The sequence below is a fragment of the Streptomyces pseudovenezuelae genome (genome assembly GCF_029892565.1).
In the GTDB taxonomy this organism is placed as follows: Bacteria; Actinomycetota; Actinomycetes; order Streptomycetales; family Streptomycetaceae; genus Streptomyces; species Streptomyces pseudovenezuelae_A.
In genome coordinates, this window is the sequence record NZ_JARXVH010000005.1 from 269,384 (window position 1) to 287,488 (window position 18,105).

Here is an 18,105-nt window from a genome sequence, read left to right on the forward strand (position 1 = left end):
GCCCGCGTCCCAGCTCGCACCCCGGCCCGCGCCTCAGACCGCACGCCGGCCTTCACCCCAGCTCACACCCCGCCCCCTCCCCTCAGCCCACCCTCGCCCCGCACACCCGTACGTACACGGACAACTCACCCTTCACCCACTCGGGTTACCATGCCAAAGCGCCCCCGTCCCCGAACCCTCCGGGTCGCCCATGGCTGTCGCCCTTGCTCCCCCGCCCCGGCCCGCCCTGCCCAGGGCCCGCCTGCCACGCCGTGTGCTGCGTGTTCTGCTCGCGGTCGTGCTCGGTTACGTCGTCCTGTGGGCGGCCGGTGCGCTCGGCGTGCTGGCGCTGTCGTACTGGGTGCGGTCGGAGACTCCGCCGCCGCCCGGGACCCGTACCGTGCAGGGCATCCATCACTTCCAACCCGTGGACACCGAGGGCCGGTTGTGGCGGGGCGCGGCGCCGTCCCCCGCCGGGTACCGGGCGCTCGAAGGCATGGGGTTCAGTACGGTCGTCGACCTGCGCGCGGAGGATCTGAGCGCGGCCCAACTCGCGGAACCGGGCAAGGCCGGGCTGGATGTCGTACGACTGCCCGTTCGGGACGGTCAGACGCCGAGGCCCGAGCAGGTGCGGCGGTTGCTGGACGTGGCCGCGCAGGCGCCCGGGCGGGTGTTCGTGCACTGCGGTGCGGGGGTCGGCCGTACGGGGACGATGGCGGCGGCCTATCTCGTACGGACCGGGGAGCGGTCGCCCGAGGAGGCGGTCCGGCGCAATCTCGCGGTCGGACCGCCGTCGATCGAGCAGATCTACTACGCGCTCAGCCTCGGGACGGGCCGGCTGGAACAGCCACCGTTCCCGGTGGTCGCCGTCAGTCGGCTGGTGGACGCGCCACGACGGATGCTGTCGTGGCTCTGACTCCATAACAAGATGCAGCGATTAGTAATCAACTCAGTGCCAAAATAAGGGACTTGCGCGGGGTTGGTGGGGGGTTGTCGGTGGGACTGTGCGGAACTCAATGAGCCGGTAAACCGGTCTCAGGACAGCAGGAAGTCGGCCTCACCCGCCTTGGCGCCCTCGATGAAGGCGGTCATCTCGTCGGTGGTGTAGATCAGCGCCGGTCCGTCCGGGTCGGTGGACTGGCGGACGGCGATCCGGCCGTCGGCGAGCTTCATCGCCTCCAGGCAGTTGCCGCCGTTCCCGCCGCTCCACGGCTTGTGCCAGCCCTCGCTTCCCAGCTCCCGCGCGGGCATGCCGTTGTAGACCTGCTTGCGCGGCTTGATGCGATCCATTCACAGCTCCTTGCGGAGATCCCGGAGGATCTCCTTCGTGCGATGTGCCGTAGCGGCCTGCGCCGCCATGCGGTCCATGACCTCGAGATGGGTCGCCACCTCTGCGCGCGCGTCCAGGTAGACGGCGCCGGTCAGGTACTCGCTGTAGACCATGTCCGGCAGTTCTGACATGGCAAATCGGAACAGCACGAAGGGCCCGAACGTGCCGGGGTGCGGCCCGTTGGAGAAGGGCGCGACCTGCAGCGTCACATTGGGCAGCTTCGTGGCCTCGAGCAGCTTGTCGATCTGGGCACGCATCACCTCCGGGCCGCCGACCTGGCGGCGCAGCGCGGTCTCGTCGAAGACGGCCCAGAAGCGGGGCGCGTCCGGACGGGTGAGCAGATCCTGGCGTTGTATGCGCAGGGCGACGTGGCGCTCGATGTCCTCGGGCTGGGTCTGGCCTACGGCGCCCGACTTGAGCACTCCGCGCGCGTAGTCCTCGGTCTGGAGGAGTCCGGGCAGGAAGTGCGGATCGTAGGAGCGGATCAGGCCGGCCGCGCCCTCCAGGCTGACGTACATCGAGAACCAGCCCGGCATGATGTCGTGGAAGCGCTGCCACCACCCGGGCTTGTTGGCCTCCTCGGCCAGCAGCACGAAGGTCGCGGCCTCCTCGCCGGAGACGCCGTACGACTTCAGGAGCAGCTGGAGGTAGGGGATCTTGAGCGAGACCTCGGCCATCTCCATGCGGCGGACGGTGGCGGGGGCCACGCGCAGTACGCGGGCGGCCTCTTCGCGCTTGAGCCCGGCGCGTTCCCGCAGGTCCAGCAGGCGGCGGCCGAGGACGACCTGGCCGACCGTCGGCGCGGACCGCGGTTCGCTCACGGCTCCACCTCCACTGAGTCCCTTGATCGGCCGGGCGCGGGAAGGTCTCGCCGACGCCAAAAGCATGCTGACAGCCCTACGGCGCCATTCGAAGACCTATTCGAAGATCTGTACGGATATGTACGGATCTTCGGTGATCCCAACTGGCGCCGCTCAACGTGCTGTTGAGCAGTGTGCCACGACCGTCCACAACGTCACACCGCACTCTGCATTTTTCAGAGTGACACTTGCCAAGTGTTCACGGCGGGGCGATAGTGGCAAGCGTGATTCCGTCCGCGCCCTTAGGAACAGACGCCGCCGCAGGCCCTCTCGGCCTCGGTGCCGCCGCGGGAGCAGCGCCCCACGGGGCCGCCGCTGCCGAGCGCCGGTTCCGTTTCGAGCTGGCCGCCCATCCGGGTTCCCCCGCACAGGCGAGACGCCTGGCCAGGGCCCGGTTGACCGGCTGGTCGGTGTGCGAGGACATCTGCGACACGGCCGCCCTGGTGATCTCCGAACTGGTCACCAATGCCATCGTGCACACCGCGAGCAGCCTCATAGTCTGCGAGCTGCACGACGGTGACGACCTGGTGCGCATAGCCGTGCGTGACGAGGGCTGCGCACCGGGTGAGCCACACCCGTCGCCGGCCCGGCCCGAGGAGGAGCACGGGAGGGGATTGCTTCTCATAGACGGCCTCTGTCACGCCTGGGGCGCCCAGGAGCACGGTCTTGGCCTGCTGGTCTGGGCCGAGCTCCCCCGCAAGGCCGACTCCCCCCGCCACGACTGCGGCCCCTGCAACGACCTCGGCTGGGGCGCCCGCCCCAAGCCCGGTCCTGCGGACGGCCCGGACGAGGAGGACGAGCCGGAAGGACACCACACGCTGCCGTTCGACGAGGACGGGATCGGGGACGGGAACTCGGCGGACGTCCGAGCCCCCTCACCCGACGGGCGGGTCGGGACCGCGGACGACGCCTCGGGCCCGGCGCCCGACGGGCGGACACCGGGTTCCGGGGACATGAGGACCACTCATCAGGCGGGCGTGGGGGCACAGCCGTCCGGTGAGCGGTCCGAGGGTCCGGGGAGCGCGGGAGTCACTCCTCGACTCGACGGGCGAGCCGACGGGCCGGGGGGCGTGGGGGTCCCTCGACTCGACGGAGGCTCCGGCGAGTCAGGGGACGTACGGGCCGTGTCGCTCGGTGGACAGGCTCGGGAGTCGTGGGGCGTGGGGGCCCCGCGAGTCGGGGGGCGGGTTGCCGGGTCGTGGGGCGTCAGGGCCCCGCGGGCCGGTGGACCGGCTCAGGAGTCGTGGGGCGTGGGGGCGCCTCGGGTCGGAGGTTCGGGTGACGTGGGGGTTCCCCCGTCCGACGGGTCTCGTCGGGATCGGGGGCACGAGTGAGCGGGGTGACCGGCGGTGGCCGGGTACTGAGTCTGGACACGCTGGTCCGTGTCCAGCGGGGGCTGTGCACGCCGGCCGGGTCGCGGCGACTGCCGTTGCCCGCCGGTATGACGGCTCCCCTCGGCTGCGACGCGGTGGCGGCGCCGGCCGAGTTCGGTCCGCTGGTGCTGCCACGACTGCCACGGGTGGGGTGCGTCTACGCCGACGAGGCGCACTGGTGGTGGCTCGTGCCGTCCGACTCCGATTACGCCCTGGAGTGGCCGGCGCCCGCGCAGTACACCGCCGGGGCGGTAGTTCCGGACGCCCCGGCGGTCCCCGGCCTGATCCACAAGCCGGACGGCACGCTCCCCTACACCCCGCCGATCCCCCTGTACCTGGCCCTGTGCCGGGTCACGGGGACCACGCCGACCTGGTCACGGCCGGTCAGCGCCTGACGCTCCGCTGAGGGAGGCCGGGCGGGCGGCGCAGGGGGCCGCTCCGCCGGAAGGCCTCGCCGGTGGTTCCTTCGGCTTCGCTCGGGGAAGCCGAAGGAACCCCGCGCCGCACCAAGGGCCGGCGGCGGATTCGCCGACGCGGCCCTTTCTGCTTCTCCCGCCTTCTTCCGGCGCCACCCATCCCGCCCGCACGGCGTACGCCCGCGCGTCACTCCCCTCTTGTCTCGCGCCCTCCCCTGCCCACCTCCGTCCCGCGATAGTTGCCCTTCGTCGACGGGAGTCGGCAGGGCTGCGGATCGGGGGAAGACGGCGTTGGCCAAGAAGCAGGACAAGGGTGATCCCGAGGTCTCCGAGTCGGAGCGGCTGCTCTTCGGCGGACCGTTGCGGTACGACATGGGCTGGAACCAGTACCGCGAGGCGTTCCTGGAGCTGAACTTCCGGGCGATGGTGACGCGGCTGCCGGCTCTCATGGGGTCGAGTTTCAAACTGGCGTGGCAGGCCGACCGCCGGGCCGCGCGGATCGTGATGGCGGCCGAGGTGAGCCGGGGCCTGGCCCAGGCGGTGGGTCTGCTCGCCGTCAACAGCGTGCTGGGGCGGCTCATCTCCGGCGGCCCGATCGCCGACCGGCTGCGCGACGCGGCCCCCGCGCTGGTCGCCATGGCCGCCGTCACCCTGTTCGGGGCCCTGCTGCGAGCCGCGTCGACCTACGCCACCGGACGCCTTGAGCCCAAGGTGGAGCGCGTGGCCACCGAGCTGTATCTGGAGCGCGCGGCGGCCGTGGAGTTGGCCGCGATCGAGGACCACGCCTTCCACAAGCTGCTGGACACCGCCCAGTACGGCGCCGGCTCGGCCCGCCGGATGATCTCGTACGCCACCCGGGTCGTGAACGCCGGCATCTCGCTCATCGCGGCGGCGAGCGTCCTGACCGTGCTGCACCCCGCCCTGCTCCCGCTGCTCGCGACGATGACGCTGCCGAGCGCGTGGAGCGCGCTGACCAACGCCCGGCGCCGCTACGAGTCCTTCCACACCTGGGTCCAGCACGCCCGCGCCGGCCACCTGATCAGCGGGCTGCTGACCGAGCCGGCGGCCGCGCCCGAGATCCGTGTGCACGGCGTCGGCCCCTTCCTGCTGCGGCACTTCCGCGCCATGTCGGAGACGGCCGAGGCCGAGCAGGCCCGACTGGCCCGGCTCGCCGCGCGCACCGGGCTGATCGCCGCGGTCTGGACGGGCCTGGCGACCGTGGCGACGTACACGACACTCGGCGGGCTGCTGCTGTCCGGGACGATGGCGCTGTCGGTGGCGGGTACGGCGGTGATCGCGATCCGGACCGGTTCGTCGAGCCTGGACAGCCTCGTCCTGGAGGTCAACGCGCTCCACGAGGAGGCGCTGTTCGTCGGCGATCTGCAGAAGCTGTACGTCGAGGCAGCCGAGCGGGCCATTCCGATCGGCGGCGACCCGCTGCCCGAGGACCCGAGGGAGATCCACTTCGAGAACGTCACCTTCAACTACCCGGGCGAGTCCGCCCGCCCCGCCCTCGACGACATCACCCTCACCCTGCCGCTCGGCCGGATCGTGGCGCTCGTCGGCGAGAACGGCTCCGGCAAGACCACCCTGGTCAAGCTGCTCGCGGGCCTGTACACCCCGGACCGGGGCCGGATCCTGTGGGACGGCGTCGACGCGGCGACCGCGGACCGGCACGCGCTCGCCGACCGGGTCGCGATGCTGGCCCAGGACTTCAAGCGCTGGCCGTTCACGGCCCGGGTCAACGTCGCCATCGGCCGCTCCTCCGCGCCCCTCACCGAGGAGCGCATGGCCACCTCGCTCACCGAGGCGGGCGCCGAGGACGTGGTCGCGGACCTGCCGCGCGGCCTGGACACCCTGCTGGCCCGCAACTTCAGCGGCGGCCACGAGCTGTCCGGCGGCCAGTGGCAGCGGCTCGGCATCGCGCGGGCGGCCTACCGGCGCGGGAGCATCCTGATCGTGGACGAGCCGACGGCGGCCCTGGACGCGCGGGCCGAACTGGAGGTCTTCGAGAAGATCCGCGCCCTCGCCTCGGCCGGCCAGACCGTCGTCCTGATCACCCACCGGCTGGCGTCCGTGCGCCACGCGGACCTGGTGCACGTCCTCGACCAGGGCCGGCTCGCGGAGTCCGGCACCCCCGAGGAACTACTGGCGGGCGGCGGCATCTACGCCGAGCTGTACACGCTCCAGGCGGAACAGTTCACCGCCCCGCTCCCCGCCCCGGTGCCCACCCAGAAAGGGGGCTGACCTGGGGCCACCGCGCTCTTGCATCACCAGGTTCAGGCCACCGCGTCCACGGCCGCCTCGCCACCGCGCACGACCACCAGGAACGTGTCCGTCGCGAGGTCCATCACGACCTCCGCCTGCAGCCCTTCCATCCGTCGCGCCTGCGCGAACTCCTCGGCCGGCCACGAGCCCCGCGGCCCACCCGCGGGAAAGCACTCGAGCACTGTTCGCCCGTTCACCATCCAGCACCTCCAGAAACGTCGTCTTGCAGGAGTTCCTGTAGGAGTTAACGCCGAACCAGGGGTGAACGCCTCGCCAAGTTGCGGTTCTGAGACGTAGTTGACACACCTCCACTGCGGAGTGTGAGGGTCCCGTCACCAACCGATCATCAACCGATCAGCAGTGATACGGAATGTGTCAGTCCTCGTACTCGTCGTGATACCGGACGCGTTCGCTGCCGGCCGGCGCCCCGAGCGCCGAGGCCCGCCCCGCGGGCAGTTCCCACTCCTCCTGGCGCCCCAGCGCGGTCAGATCCAGGAAGCTGGTGGTCGGGCCGAGGCCGTCGAGTCCGCGCGCGTACGTCGAGTACGTGTGGAAGACCCGTCCCCCGTCCCGCAGGAAGCAGCTGACGCCGGGCCGGTCGAAGAGCTCCCCGTCCTCCTCCAGGGTCGCCTCGAAGTCATGGTTGAAGTCACCGCCGCAGGCCGCGTACCAGGGCAGCGTCCAGCCCATCCGCGCCTTGAACGGCAGGATCTTCGTATACGGCGCCCGGGAGACCGCCGCGAACGTCGTGCCCCGCGCCTTCAGATGCGCCAAGTGCCCGACCTGGTCGAGGAACCCCGAGCAGCTGCGGCAGCCGGCGTCCCACTCGGGCGCGAACATGAAGTGATATACGACGAGTTGGGGCCGTCCCTCGAACAGATCGGGCAGTGTGGCCTTCCCGTCGCCGCCCTCGAAGACGTACTCCTTGTCGATCTCGACCATCGGCAGTCCGCGCCGCTCGGCGTTCAGCGCGTCCCGCGCGCGGGTGGCGGCCTTCTCCTTGAGCAGCAGTTCCTCGCGCGCCGTGCGCCACTGCTCACGCGAGACGATCTCCGGAAGCGACATGGCCCCTCCAGTTGCAACGGTCCGTTCCGCAGTGGTGACCGAGGGGAGGGGTGGAACTCATCGGTGCGGCAGAGAATTTTCCGAGTACGTCACCGGAAGCGTCGTGAGGCCGCGGGCGCGCAGCGAGCGGCGCCAGGTCGGCCGCTCGTCCGCGAGGGCGAGTTCGGGGAAGCGTTCGAGGAGGGCGGCCAGGGCGATCTCGGTCTCGGCGCGGGCCAGGGGCGCGCCCAGGCAGTAGTGGATGCCGTGGCCCAGGGCGAGATGGCCGGAGGCGTCGCGGCCGAGGTCGAGGCGGTCGGGGTCGGGGAAGCGGTCGGGATCGCGGTCGGCGGAGGCCAGGGAGACCCAGACGGTCTCGCCGGCGGGGATGGTGACGTCCCCGATGGTCACGTCCTCGACGGGGAAGCGCCGGATGCCGAACAGGGCGGGGCCCTCGTAGCGGGCGAACTCCTCGACCGCGCCCGGCAGCAGCGCCGGGTCCTTGCGCAACTCGGCGAGCTGCTCGGGGTGTTGGAGCAGGGCGAGCACCGCGTTGCCGATGAGCTGGACCGTGTTCTCGTACCCGGCGAAGAGGATGAGGAAGGCGAGGGACATCAGCTCGTCCTCGCTGAGCCGGTCGCCCTCGTCGCGCACGGCGATCAGGTCGGAGAGCAGGTCGTCGGCGGGCTCCCGGCGCTTGTCCACCACGAGTTGGGTGAGATAACCGAGCAGCGCCACCACCGCCTGCTTGGCGGCCTCGGGCCGGGCCGGATCCGGTGCGATGAGGGCGTCGGTCCAGATGCGGAAGTCGAGGCGGTGGGTGTCCGGGACGCCGAGCAGGTCGCAGATGACGGTGATGGGCAGGGGCGCGGTGTAGGCGGCGACCAGGTCGGCGGTGCCGTGCGGACCGAGCGCGTCGAGGAGGCGGTCGGCGGTCTGCCTGATGGGCGTGCGCAGTTGCTCGATCCGGCGGGGTGTGAAGGCGCGGCTGACGAGCCGGCGGACCCGGGTGTGGTCGGGCGGGTCCATGTTCAGCAGGTTGGCGTCGAGCGCGGGCGGCAGCGACAGTCCCTTGTAAGTCCCCGCCGTGGCATGGCGCTTGTCCAGTGACAGCCGTGGATCGGCCAGCGCCGTCCGCACGTCCTCGTACCGCGTGACCAGCCAGGCGGGTGTGCCGTCCGGACCGGCGATGCGCTGCACCGGCGAGGTGTCGCGGAGCAGCCGGTACGCGTCGTAGGGCTGGTCGAGAAGGCCTTCGGCGAGGTCGTCCATGGGAGCAGCCTATGCGGATCGGCCGGGCATCTCGGTCACCTCCGTGACCGGATCGGCGACGCCTCAGGTGTCGTATCAGGTGTGTGTCAGGTGTCGTAGTCCTGGATGCGCCGGCCGTGTCCGCGGTCGAGCAGGACGGGCAACCGCTCCCCCAACTCCCGTACCACTGAAGGGACATCGAGGGTGAGGAGCTGCCGGTCGCGCATCAGGATCCGGCCGTCGACGATCGTCGTACGGACGTCGGAGGAGCGGGCGCTGTGCACGAGGGTGGCGGCGAGGTCGTGGACGGGCTGGGTGTGCGGGCCGGTGAGGTCGACGAGCACGAGGTCGGCGCGGCGGCCGGGGGCGAGGGTGCCGAGGGTGTCGCCGAGGCCGACCGCGCGGGCGCTCTGGAGCGTTGCGTGGTGCAGGGCCTGACGGGAGGTCAGCCAGCGGGGGTCGCCGGTGGTGGACTTCTGGATGAGGGCGGTGAGCGCCATCGACTCCCATACGTCCAGGGAGTTGTTGGAGGCGGCGCCGTCGGTGGCGAGTCCGACGGGGATGCCGAGGTCGTGCAGGGCGCGCACGGGAGTGGTCGTGAGCCAGCCGAACTTGAGGTAGCCGCGGGGTGCGGTGGCCACCGCGGTACGGCCGCTCGCCCGTTCCAGTACCGGCAGGTCGCGGTCGATGATGCCGGTGCCGTGCGCGATGAGGACGTCCACGTCGAGGAGGCCGGTGCGTTCCAGGACCTCGATGGGGGTGACGCCGTGGCGGGCGAGGCTGGCGTCGGTCTGGTCGCGGTTCTCGGCTGCGTGGAGATGGACGGACAGGCCGTGTTCGCGGGCTAGTTCGGCGGTGGCGGTGAGGTCGGTGTCATCGACGGTGTAGGGGGCGTGCGGGGCGAGGGCGGTGGTGATGCGACCGCCGGCGCCGCCCCGGTGGCGTAGCGCGAACTCCAGTGATTTCTCCCGCCCTTGGGCACCCTGCGAGGAGAAGTACGCCTCCCCCAGATGCGCCCGCAGCCCGCACTCCTCGACCACGGCGGCCACCGCGTCCATGGAGAAGTAGTGGTCCGCGAAGCAGGTGACGCCGGCCCGGATCATCTCGGCGCAGGCGAGCCGCGCCCCCAACTCGACGTCCTTCTCGGTGAGGTTGGACTCGATCGGCCAGACGACGTCGTTGAACCACTCCTCGGTCGGCAGATCCTCCGCGACCCCGCGCAGCGCGACCATCGGCGCGTGGGTGTGGCAGTTGATCAGCCCGGGCATGGCCACCTGCCCCCGGCCGTCGATGCGCTCGACGGCCGGCGCCCCCTCGACCGCGGCGGCGGTGGTGACGGACTCGACGAGCCCGCCACGTACGACAACCGCCGCGTCCTCCTCGAACCCGATCCGTTCTTGATCGTCGTACACGAGGACGGTGCATCCGGTGATGATGAGATCGGCGGGAGACTCGGTCATCCCGCCAACGTACGACGAGGTCGTCGGCGCGCGTGAGCCGAACCGCGCATCCCGTCCTGGCCCTGTCCAGGATTCCCCCGGGCGGGGACCCTGGCCACACCACCGCCCGCCCGACGGCTCCGGAAAGAGGCCCGGCATGCTCCTCGGCACCTGGAACCTGGAGAACCTCTACCGCCCCGGCGGCCCCTCGGGCCCCAAGGACAAGGCCGCCTACGACACAAAGCTCGCCGCCCTCGCGGCCGTGCTCACGGAGCTGGACCCGGGGCTGCTCGGCGTGCAGGAGGTCGGCGATCCCGAGGCGCTGGACGACCTGACCGGCCTGCTGGGCGGCACCTGGCACACCGCGCTCTCCCAGCACCCGGACGGCCGGGGCATCCGGGTCGGCTTCCTCAGCCGCACCCCGCTGGAGGTGCTCTCCGACACGAACGCGTTCCCGGCGAAACTGCGCCCCGTACAGGAGGACGACTCGGGCGCGCAGGTCGGGGCGGCGGGCCGGGGCTTCCTCGCGGTCGAGACGGTGACCGCCGCCGGCCCGCTGCGGGTGGCCGTCGCACACCTCAAGTCGAAGCTCCTGTCCTACCCGGGCAACCGCTTCTTCCCCCACGACGAGGCCGAACGCGCCCGCTACGGCGCCTACGCCCTCTACCGCCGCGCCGCCGAGGCCACCACCCTGCGCGCCCTCGCCGACGAACTCCTGTCCGGCGACGGCCGCGAGCGGGACGTCGCCGTACTGGGCGACCTGAACGACGAGGTGCAGGCGGCGACCACCCAGATCCTGCTGGGCCCACCCGGCTCGGAGATCGGCACAGCGGGCTACGACCGCCCGGACCAGGGCGACGCACTCCGCCTGTGGGACGTGGCCCCGCTGATCCCCGCCGACCAGCGTTACTCCCGTATCAACTCCGGCCGCCGCGAACTGATCGACCACATCCTGGTCAGCCACCGCCTGGTCCACCGGGTGACGGCGGCGGGCACGGGCCTGCCGGGCGAGGGGACGCTGCGACTGCCGTCGGTGGGGGCGGATCCGGCGGAGCGGCGGGGGGCGCCGGGCTCGGATCATGCGCCGGTGTGGGTGCGGGTGGACTAGCCCGGTGGGCGCGCGGGCCGGCTAGCGGGGCGCGGTGACCCTGATCTTCGACTGTCCGTGCGGGAGTTGCTCCCAGTCGTCCATGAAGCGTGCGGTCAGGCCGTGTTGGGCCGCGAGAGCGAGGAGCGTCTCGGTGCGGTAGTAGAAGTCCTCGCGCAGGACCTGGTGTTCCTCGCCCTCCGTACGGTCGAAGGTGAAGTCGAACCAGCCTCCGGGCGCCAGCACCCGCCCCACGTTGGCCAGGCACTCCTCGACGACGGGCAGCGGGGAGTGCGAGAAGACGCTGTGCGCGTGGACGACGTCGAAGTGGGCGTCGGGCAGGAAGCCAAGGGTGAGGTCGTGGACGGGCGTCAGGGTGGGGAGCCGTTTCTGGAGGCCCATCTCCACGACGGTGTCCTGCGCGGCGACGAGGATGTCGGGCGAGATGTCGATGCCGTAGTAGTGGCCGGGCTCCAGGTGCCGGATGAAGCGCCAGCCGCCGCGTAGGTTGCCGCAGCCGATCTCCAGCATGCGGTGCTCGGGCCGCAGGCCGTGGCCGACGAGGTAGTCGAACTGCATGGCGCCGAGGGCGAGCCAGCGTTCGCGGTTGCGGCTGCCGACCGCGTTGTCGGGGTCGGCGCGGGTGTCGGAGCGCATCACGGCGCGGTAGTAGGAGACGTGGTCGGGGTGGCGGTGGCTGAGCCACACGTCCCGGGCGGCGCGGGCCAGATGGCGGGGCACCCGGTCGGGATGGCGCAGGGCGTAGGTGAGGCGGTGGCCGAGGGCGGCGCGGTTGGCGGTGAGGTTCTTGGCGGGCATGGGGCGGGAGCCTTTCGAGGTGGCGGTGCGTGCTGTTGCCAGCCTCGGGGCGTGGACGGGGTGCGGGGTTCGGCCGACAGGCGCTGCTCCGCGGCCGCTTCGGGTGATCCGGATGTCAGCCGATCGGTTGATGCGCCGCCTTGCCGCGCGCGTTAGACACGGAGGATGGAACACACCGATCCGGCCGATCCGGACGAGCGCTGGCTGTTCGCGACCGTGCACGCGGCGTTCTTCCTGCTGCTCGGCTCCTCGTTCGCCCGCTTCCTGATGCGCGACGGGAACGGAGCGCACACCGGTTGGGTCGTGACCCTCTTCGCCGCCTTCTGCCTCCTCTACGTCCTCGGTCGCGTCCTGACCCCGGCGCCCCGCCCCGGCTCGACGCCGACCGCGCGTCATCTGCTGTGGCTGGGCTCGGTGTCGGCGGTGTGGGCCGTGCTCGTGGTCCTGGCGCCGAGTGCCACGTGGTGTGCGATGCCGTTGCTGTTCGTCGGCGTGCACACGCTGCCGCCACGCATCGCGGTGCCGCTCGCCGCCGTGCTCACCGCGTTGGTCGTCGCCTCCGAGATCCGCGTCGCGCACGGCACGCTCAACCCGAACATGGTCGTGGCCCCACCGGCCGTCGCCGCGGTCGCCACCGCCGTACTGGTCCATCTGCAACGGCAGTCGGTACGGCAGCGAGTCCTGATCGACGACCTGGTCCGCACCCGCCGCGACCTCGCGGCCACCGAACGGCGGGCGGGCGTACTGGCGGAACGGCAGCGGCTGTCCACCGAGATCCACGACACCCTCGCCCAAGGCCTCTCCAGCCAGCGGATGTTGCTCCAGGCCGCCGAACGGGTATGGGCGTCGGACCCCGAGGCGGCTCGCGCGCATCTCGGCAAGGCGGCCGGCATCACCTCCCGCGGCCTGGCCGAAGTCCGCCGTTTCGTCCACGACCTGGCCCCGGCCGACCTCGCCGAGCACTCCCTGCCCGGCGCACTGGCCGCGCTGGCGGAACGGGAGAGCGGGCCGGGTCTGACGGTGGAGTTCCAGGAGTTCCGGCTCGACGGCACCCAGGGCTCGCTCCCGGAACGGTCCGAGGCGGCCCTGCTCCGCATCGCCCAGGGCGCGTTGGCGAACGTACGCGAACACGCGGCGGCGACCCGGGCGGCGCTGACCCTGACGTGGTTGGACGACCAGGTCTCCCTGGACATCGCCGACAACGGCCGGGGCTTCGACACGACGGCCGCCGCGCCCTCCGGGGTATCCGACCGGGCACGTGGACATGGCCTGCCGGCGATGCGGATCCGGGCGGGGCAGTCGGGCGGGACGTTGACTGTGGAGTCGACGCCGGGTGAGGGGACGGTCGTGTCGGCGGCGGTTCCCCTGACATCCAACGTCCTTAAGGAGCAGGTCTCTTGAGCACCTCGGAAGGAACCCGTCCCGTGAGCCTCTCTGAGGGAGCCGGTGCGATGAGCGCACCCGTCCGTCTCCTCCTGTGCGACGACCACGCGGTCGTACGGGCCGGCCTGCGTGCCCTGTTGTCCAGCGCCGAGGGCATCGAGGTGGTCGGTGAGGCGGGCAGCGGGGAGGAGGCGCTCGCGATCGCCGCGCGGGTCCGGCCGGACGTGGTGCTGATGGACCTGCAACTGGGCGAGGGCATGGACGGAGTCACGGCGACGAGAAGGCTGACGGCCGGCGAACCGGCCCCGCGCGTCCTGGTGTTGACGATGTTCGACACGGACGCGGACATCACCCGGGCCATCGAGGCGGGCGCCACGGGATATCTGCTGAAGGCGGAGCGCCCGGAGGAACTCTTCGCGGCGATCCGCAGCGCCGCGTCAGGCCGTACCGCCCTGTCGGCGCCGGTCGCCGACCGCCTCATGGCCCGGATGCGCAGCCCGCGCCCCACCCTTTCCGACCGGGAGCACGACATCCTCGGCCAACTCGCCCGGGGCCTCGGCAACCGCGAGATCGCCCGGGCGCTGTTCATCAGCGAGGCGACTGTGAAGACCCATCTCGGGCGGATCTACGGCAAGTTGGGGGTGGAGACGCGGGCGGGCGCGGTGGCGGTGGCGAAGGAGCGGCGGTTGTTGCGGTGACGGAGAGGGGGGCCGGGATGTGGGCGAGGGCCGGGCCGGGGGACACCAGGTCGCCGGCGCTACCCGGCGAGGGGCAACTCGGGCGGCCGTAGCCCCCGTAGGCCCGTCCTCTCCCTCTCCCGTTCCAACTCGTCGAGGAGTTCGGCGAGTTGCTCACTGTGTCGCGACGACAGGTGGCCGGTGTCGTCGAGGTGGACGGCGCAGGCGGTGGTGGTGTCGACGAGTCGTTCGAGGGTGGCGACGACCTCGTCGGTGCCGGCCGAGTGGCGGGCGAGAGCGGGGAGTTCGGCGGCGGCGAGGGCGATGGCGGTGCGGGCCTCGGAGAGGGCGCGGTAGGCCTCGCGGCGCAGCGTCCAGCGGGCGGTGCGGTCGTCGGAGCCGCTCAGGACGTGGTCGAGGTAGGTGTGCGCGGCGGTGCCGGCCGCGCCGACCCGGGACCGTACCGTCCCGCCCCGCTGCCCCGGCATCGGCAGATGTCCGACGACGAGCACGATGGCGCAGGCCAGCAGCGTCTCGCCGATCCGGCCGGCGGAGGCCTGGGGTTCGCCGCCGACCATCACCAGGGCGAGTACGAGGACGGTGACGACGGCGGTCTGGGCGGCGAAGTGGCGGGTGGCGACGGGGATGAGGGCACCGCTGACGGCGACCAGCGCGATGAGCCCCTCGGGCCGGGGCAGCACGACGGCGAACCCGGCGAAGAGGAGGGCGCCCAGGACGGTCCCGGCCGCGCGGCACAACACCCGGGAGGCGAGCGGTCCGAGGTCGGGCTTGACGAGGAATACGGCGGTGGCGGGCAGCCAGTACCAGTGCTCGTGCTGCCCGTACCAGCGGGCGTGGTGCAGTGCCTGGGCGACGGCGGCGCTGGCCCCGAAGCAGAGGGCGACCCGCAGCCCGTACTCCCGCCCGCCGGCCCCGAAGGCGACCTTGAACAGCCCCCGGACGGACCGCCTCCGCGTGTGCAGGTCGGTCCCCTTCCCCCGGTCGAAGGCCTCGGCGGCGTGCAACAGCGCGTCGTCCAGGGCCCGCAGCGCGGGCGCGGAACGGTGCGGCGCGGGCAACGGCCCGGTGTGCGTGCTTTCCCGTACGGCGGTGGCGAGCCGGCGCGGCCCTTCGGAGGCCCGTCCGGCAACGGCCTCCCCGCCCCAGGCGAGCGCGGTCGCCGCCTCGGCCAACGGCAGCGCGGCGGCGTACTGCGCGTGCAGTCGCCGCTCGGACGAGGAACTGGCGTAGCGCCGCAACCGGGGCCCGGCGAGGGCGTCCTGCGCATGGTCGAGTGCGGCGGTCAGGGCTGCCCTTCGGGCGATGGCCTCGTCGGTGCCGACGGCGTCGAGGAGTTCGGCGACGGCGTCGTACACGGCGGCGACGGCGGCGCGTTCACCGTCGAAACGGAAGTCGCCCGCGATGGCGCCCGGGGTGGGCAGCACCAACCGCAACGCCACCAACCACCCGGCACCGGCGAGAAATGCGAGGGCGCGCTGCCACCCTTCGTCGGGCAGGGGCATCCCGGCACCGATGGCGGAGGCGACGAGCAACTGCGTACCGGCACTTGAGGCGACGGGCCCAACCGCACTGACACCACCGGCGAGCAGGCCGATGCCGGTGAACAGAAGGGTGAGCACCACGGCACTCGCATGCTCCCCCGCATACGTCCCCACGAGCATCCCACCGGCCCCCGCGAGCGCCGGCACCCCGAGCCGCCGCACGGACACCCGCCGGCTGCCGGGCCGGTCGTTGATCCCGGCGAGCATCGCGGCGATGGCGGCCACGACACCGAGGGAGGTGCGGTCGAGAAGAACGGCGGCGAGGAGAAGGGGCCCGGCGGACAACGCCCCACGCGTGACGGCACTCCAGGGGACGGGGCCGCGCTGGGCGCGCAGGGCGTGGGCGAGCCAGGGGGGTACGACGGGCGCGGTGCGGGACACGCGGGAGGTGCTCCTGATCGTCTCGGCGAGGGCGGGGGTGGGCCTTCGGGCGACGGCGGCCGGGGCGGTGACGGTGAGCTGTGGTGACTGGTGGTCCGGTCTCCACGGTAGATCGTGCGGTGGGAGAGAACGGGGCGTCGGCATTTCAGGAATGTGACGATCGACGGGAAGGGCGAGTTCTTTATGAACGAAACCCCGAGCGCCTCACCGCGTCTCACCGCCCCTCGCCACAAAAGAAGGCGGACCCGGGGGCGTAGCCTGCCCCCGGGCCCTGTGATGCCGCCCACATTCACACGCCGGCCCGGTTAAGGGTCCAGGTCAGTCATCATGTCGTCGCGTCCTGCCTTTGGACCACCGCACATCGAGCTGCGCGGACTGGACTTGAACCAGCATTTCGACGCCGTGGGGCCTGGGCCCGGTCGATCCGGCGATGGACGGCGAATACTGAGTCTGGAGCGAGAGTCTGAGATTGATTCATCACGACAAGCTTCAGCATCAGCTTTGCGCTCTTCGCGCACCCCGGTCACGAGGACCGAGGAGTCTCACATAGTACTGAGTCGAATGCCGGCGGCCTACTGGAAGAGATAGCCGAACACGGCATCCCCGACCCGCTGATCGGTGACGTCGACCCCGTTCGCCTCCTCCCGCGCGAACTTCACCGCCTGCTGCAACTTCTCGACCCGGTCGAGGAGTTCGTTGACGCGGCGGGCGGGCAGCGCACCGGAGAACTTCACAGTCGTCCAGTAACCGACGGGAATGTCCTCGTAGTAGACATCGACCTGGGCGGGATGCTTCTCGGTGGCCTCGGCCTTCACATGATTACGCGGAACCTTCTTGGTCCGCAGAGTCCGTACGGCCTCCGTCTTCCACGCATCGGTGGACGGATCCTGAACCCAGAACTCCGAGGCATCCAGAACAGGCAACCTCCGCACAAAGGCATTGAGTTCGACGAGCTGCTTCTCCAGAAAGAGCAGATACGACACAGGCACATCGGCGACGACCACCCGCCCGTCCACCGTCACATCCGCCCGCGCCTCGCAGTTGGCCCAGTCCTTGGTGGCGGTCACATCGAACAGCCGCGTCAGCGTCACCGCGGTCTCCCGCAACACCCCTTCGGCCTGCACCTGCACCCGAGTCGACTCGGGCGGCAACTGCTCACCCTCCTCGTCCTTGGGCTGATACGTCCGCGAGATACCTGCCAGCAACGCCGGCTTCTGCAGCCCGTGCTGGGCAGCCGTGAGGTCCTGGTGGGCCTTGGACTTGATGCCCTTCTCCACCGCGATGATCTGATTGAGTTTCGCCACGGAAAAGAAGCTAGCAGCGGCAACTCCCTCAATTCGAAGGGTTTTCCGTCAGCCGGCGGCGGCGGACGAATCGGCAACGGCATCGAAGAGCGCCTCGACATCGGCAACCGCACGCCCCAACACCTCCGGCTCCGCCCCCAACCCACCGAGCACCGCATCAACCCCCCGCAACCCGGCCCGCTCCAACAACCGCTTCTCATTGGTCACCCACTCCCCCCGCGCCGCCAACACACCGTGCCCGGCCTGCATGGCAGCCGTAGCAACAGCCCCAGCAACCTCGGTGAGCCGACCGTTCGGAACGTGATTGGCCTTGGCATAGGCGAGGGTGAAGCGAGCGGTACCGAGCCAGCGCTCGGCAGCGGACACACGCAGCTTCGCCGGGTACTGGGCCGGCCGAGGCAGTCGGCCCCTCAACACCCGATTGATCGCCAACTCGGCGACGATCAGATAGCTCGGAATCCCCGCAAGATGAAACAACAACGCCTCAATCCGAAACCGCCCCTCCTCCGCCTCCGCCAACTCATGCTCGACGACATCAAGATCGCGATAGTGCACATCGACGCGCCGCCCGTCGATCGTGAGCCAGGCCCCGCCATTGAAGACCCCACCTCCCCAACCACCGACTTCAGAGACCTCGCCCTCCCACCCGACAGCACGGAGATCCTCCGGATCGAAGGAGCCGCGGTAGTAGACGGCGAGGTCCCAGTCACTGTCGGGGCGGTGCGTGCCCTGGGCGCGGGAGCCACCGAGGGCTACGGCACGGACGGTGGGGAGGGAGGCCAGACGGTCGGCGACGGTGCCGAGGAATGCCCGGTCGTCTCTGTTCATCTCAGCGTTCGCCTCAACCATGACAGCCAGCCTGCCTCTCACCCGACTGTCAGTGCCACGCGTTATCAATGAGCACTCGATGATGGCTGGCGGGTCGAGAGTCC

General features: G+C 71.3%; 16 protein-coding genes and 1 pseudogene. 7 read left to right on the forward strand and 10 right to left on the reverse strand.

The features are described from left to right. Positions 1-190: 190 nt before the first annotated feature. A complete protein-coding gene (locus M2283_RS17690; protein WP_280877217.1) occupies positions 191-895 on the forward strand; it encodes a protein-tyrosine phosphatase family protein in 705 nt (234 codons plus the stop codon). Positions 896-1,014: 119 nt separating this feature from the next. On the opposite strand, the gene M2283_RS17695 is transcribed toward M2283_RS17690, so the two are convergent. After that, entirely contained in the window at positions 1,015-1,269 is a 255-nt protein-coding gene (locus tag M2283_RS17695) for a DUF397 domain-containing protein (RefSeq protein WP_124004405.1), read from the reverse strand. Then, positions 1,270-2,130 (reverse strand): helix-turn-helix domain-containing protein, encoded by an 861-nt coding sequence (locus M2283_RS17700; RefSeq protein WP_280877218.1) that lies wholly within the window; start codon positions 2,128-2,130, stop codon positions 1,270-1,272. Between the two features lie 227 nt (positions 2,131-2,357). Between M2283_RS17700 and M2283_RS17705 the strand changes: the two are divergent. From M2283_RS17705 to M2283_RS17715, 3 genes and pseudogenes are all read left to right on the forward strand, one after another. Further along, a pseudogene (locus M2283_RS17705) lies at positions 2,358-2,978 on the forward strand (ATP-binding protein); the annotation flags it as partial. A 521-nt stretch (positions 2,979-3,499) separates the two neighbouring features. Then, the gene (locus M2283_RS17710) at positions 3,500-3,937 is read left to right on the forward strand and encodes a hypothetical protein (RefSeq protein WP_280877219.1); all 438 of its coding nucleotides are present in this window, start codon (positions 3,500-3,502) and stop codon (positions 3,935-3,937) included. A 393-nt stretch (positions 3,938-4,330) separates the two neighbouring features. Further along, the gene (locus M2283_RS17715) at positions 4,331-6,205 is read left to right on the forward strand and encodes an ABC transporter ATP-binding protein (RefSeq protein ID WP_280877635.1); all 1,875 of its coding nucleotides are present in this window, start codon (positions 4,331-4,333) and stop codon (positions 6,203-6,205) included. A 32-nt stretch (positions 6,206-6,237) separates the two neighbouring features. On the opposite strand, the gene M2283_RS17720 is transcribed toward M2283_RS17715, so the two are convergent. The 4 genes from M2283_RS17720 to M2283_RS17735 form a co-directional block, all read right to left on the reverse strand. After that, positions 6,238-6,426, reverse strand: a complete 189-nt coding sequence (locus M2283_RS17720) for a hypothetical protein (protein WP_280877220.1) — start codon at positions 6,424-6,426, stop codon at positions 6,238-6,240. A gap of 175 nt (positions 6,427-6,601) precedes the next feature. Further along, entirely contained in the window at positions 6,602-7,291 is a 690-nt protein-coding gene (locus M2283_RS17725) for a DUF899 domain-containing protein (protein WP_280877221.1), read from the reverse strand. A gap of 57 nt (positions 7,292-7,348) precedes the next feature. After that, positions 7,349-8,542: a cytochrome P450 family protein gene (locus M2283_RS17730; RefSeq protein ID WP_280877222.1), complete on the reverse strand. Its 1,194-nt coding sequence runs from the start codon at positions 8,540-8,542 to the stop codon at positions 7,349-7,351. A gap of 86 nt (positions 8,543-8,628) precedes the next feature. Further along, positions 8,629-9,981 (reverse strand): amidohydrolase, encoded by a 1,353-nt coding sequence (locus M2283_RS17735; RefSeq protein ID WP_280877223.1) that lies wholly within the window; start codon positions 9,979-9,981, stop codon positions 8,629-8,631. Between the two features lie 136 nt (positions 9,982-10,117). Between M2283_RS17735 and M2283_RS17740 the strand changes: the two genes are divergently transcribed. Further along, positions 10,118-11,068, forward strand: a complete 951-nt coding sequence (locus M2283_RS17740; protein ID WP_280877225.1) for an endonuclease/exonuclease/phosphatase family protein — start codon at positions 10,118-10,120, stop codon at positions 11,066-11,068. 21 nt (positions 11,069-11,089) lie between these two features. Here the strand turns inward: M2283_RS17740 and M2283_RS17745 are convergent, their stop codons facing one another. Next, positions 11,090-11,866 carry a class I SAM-dependent methyltransferase gene (locus M2283_RS17745; protein ID WP_280877226.1) on the reverse strand — a complete coding sequence of 259 codons (777 nt, stop codon included), beginning with the start codon at positions 11,864-11,866 and terminating at the stop codon, positions 11,090-11,092. A 165-nt stretch (positions 11,867-12,031) separates the two neighbouring features. On the opposite strand from M2283_RS17745, the gene M2283_RS17750 reads away from it, so the two are divergent. Beyond that, positions 12,032-13,267 carry a sensor histidine kinase gene (locus M2283_RS17750; RefSeq protein WP_280877227.1) on the forward strand — a complete coding sequence of 412 codons (1,236 nt, stop codon included), beginning with the start codon at positions 12,032-12,034 and terminating at the stop codon, positions 13,265-13,267. A 50-nt stretch (positions 13,268-13,317) separates the two neighbouring features. After that, a complete protein-coding gene (locus M2283_RS17755; protein WP_280877228.1) occupies positions 13,318-13,947 on the forward strand; it encodes a response regulator transcription factor in 630 nt (209 codons plus the stop codon). A 59-nt stretch (positions 13,948-14,006) separates the two neighbouring features. Here M2283_RS17755 and M2283_RS17760 read toward each other — a convergent pair whose 3' ends face one another. The 3 genes from M2283_RS17760 to M2283_RS17770 all read right to left on the reverse strand — a co-directional run bounded on the left by M2283_RS17760 (position 14,007) and on the right by M2283_RS17770 (position 18,022). After that, complete coding sequence (locus M2283_RS17760; RefSeq protein ID WP_280877229.1) at positions 14,007-15,869, reverse strand: FUSC family protein; 1,863 nt, start codon at positions 15,867-15,869, stop codon at positions 14,007-14,009. Positions 15,870-16,441: 572 nt separating this feature from the next. Further along, positions 16,442-17,173: a hypothetical protein gene (locus M2283_RS17765; RefSeq protein ID WP_280877230.1), complete on the reverse strand. Its 732-nt coding sequence runs from the start codon at positions 17,171-17,173 to the stop codon at positions 16,442-16,444. A gap of 48 nt (positions 17,174-17,221) precedes the next feature. Then, the gene (locus M2283_RS17770; protein WP_280877231.1) at positions 17,222-18,022 is read right to left on the reverse strand and encodes a nucleotidyltransferase domain-containing protein; all 801 of its coding nucleotides are present in this window, start codon (positions 18,020-18,022) and stop codon (positions 17,222-17,224) included. Positions 18,023-18,105: the final 83 nt, after the last annotated feature.

What these genes read in the sequence shown, in the direction of transcription:
- M2283_RS17715 (WP_280877635.1), top strand. Translation starts at nt 4,331, where the DNA reads ATGGGCTGGAACCAGTACCGCGAGGCGTTCCTGGAGCTGAACTTCCGG.
- M2283_RS17770 (WP_280877231.1), bottom strand. Translation starts at nt 18,022, where the DNA reads ATGGTTGAGGCGAACGCTGAGATGAACAGAGACGACCGGGCATTCCTC.
- M2283_RS17725 (WP_280877221.1), bottom strand. Translation starts at nt 7,291, where the DNA reads ATGTCGCTTCCGGAGATCGTCTCGCGTGAGCAGTGGCGCACGGCGCGC.
- M2283_RS17690 (WP_280877217.1), top strand. Translation starts at nt 191, where the DNA reads ATGGCTGTCGCCCTTGCTCCCCCGCCCCGGCCCGCCCTGCCCAGGGCC.
- M2283_RS17735 (WP_280877223.1), bottom strand. Translation starts at nt 9,981, where the DNA reads ATGACCGAGTCTCCCGCCGATCTCATCATCACCGGATGCACCGTCCTC.
- M2283_RS17755 (WP_280877228.1), top strand. Translation starts at nt 13,318, where the DNA reads ATGAGCGCACCCGTCCGTCTCCTCCTGTGCGACGACCACGCGGTCGTA.
- M2283_RS17750 (WP_280877227.1), top strand. Translation starts at nt 12,032, where the DNA reads ATGGAACACACCGATCCGGCCGATCCGGACGAGCGCTGGCTGTTCGCG.
- M2283_RS17745 (WP_280877226.1), bottom strand. Translation starts at nt 11,866, where the DNA reads ATGCCCGCCAAGAACCTCACCGCCAACCGCGCCGCCCTCGGCCACCGC.
- M2283_RS17730 (WP_280877222.1), bottom strand. Translation starts at nt 8,542, where the DNA reads ATGGACGACCTCGCCGAAGGCCTTCTCGACCAGCCCTACGACGCGTAC.
- M2283_RS17720 (WP_280877220.1), bottom strand. Translation starts at nt 6,426, where the DNA reads ATGGTGAACGGGCGAACAGTGCTCGAGTGCTTTCCCGCGGGTGGGCCG.
- M2283_RS17695 (WP_124004405.1), bottom strand. Translation starts at nt 1,269, where the DNA reads ATGGATCGCATCAAGCCGCGCAAGCAGGTCTACAACGGCATGCCCGCG.
- M2283_RS17740 (WP_280877225.1), top strand. Translation starts at nt 10,118, where the DNA reads ATGCTCCTCGGCACCTGGAACCTGGAGAACCTCTACCGCCCCGGCGGC.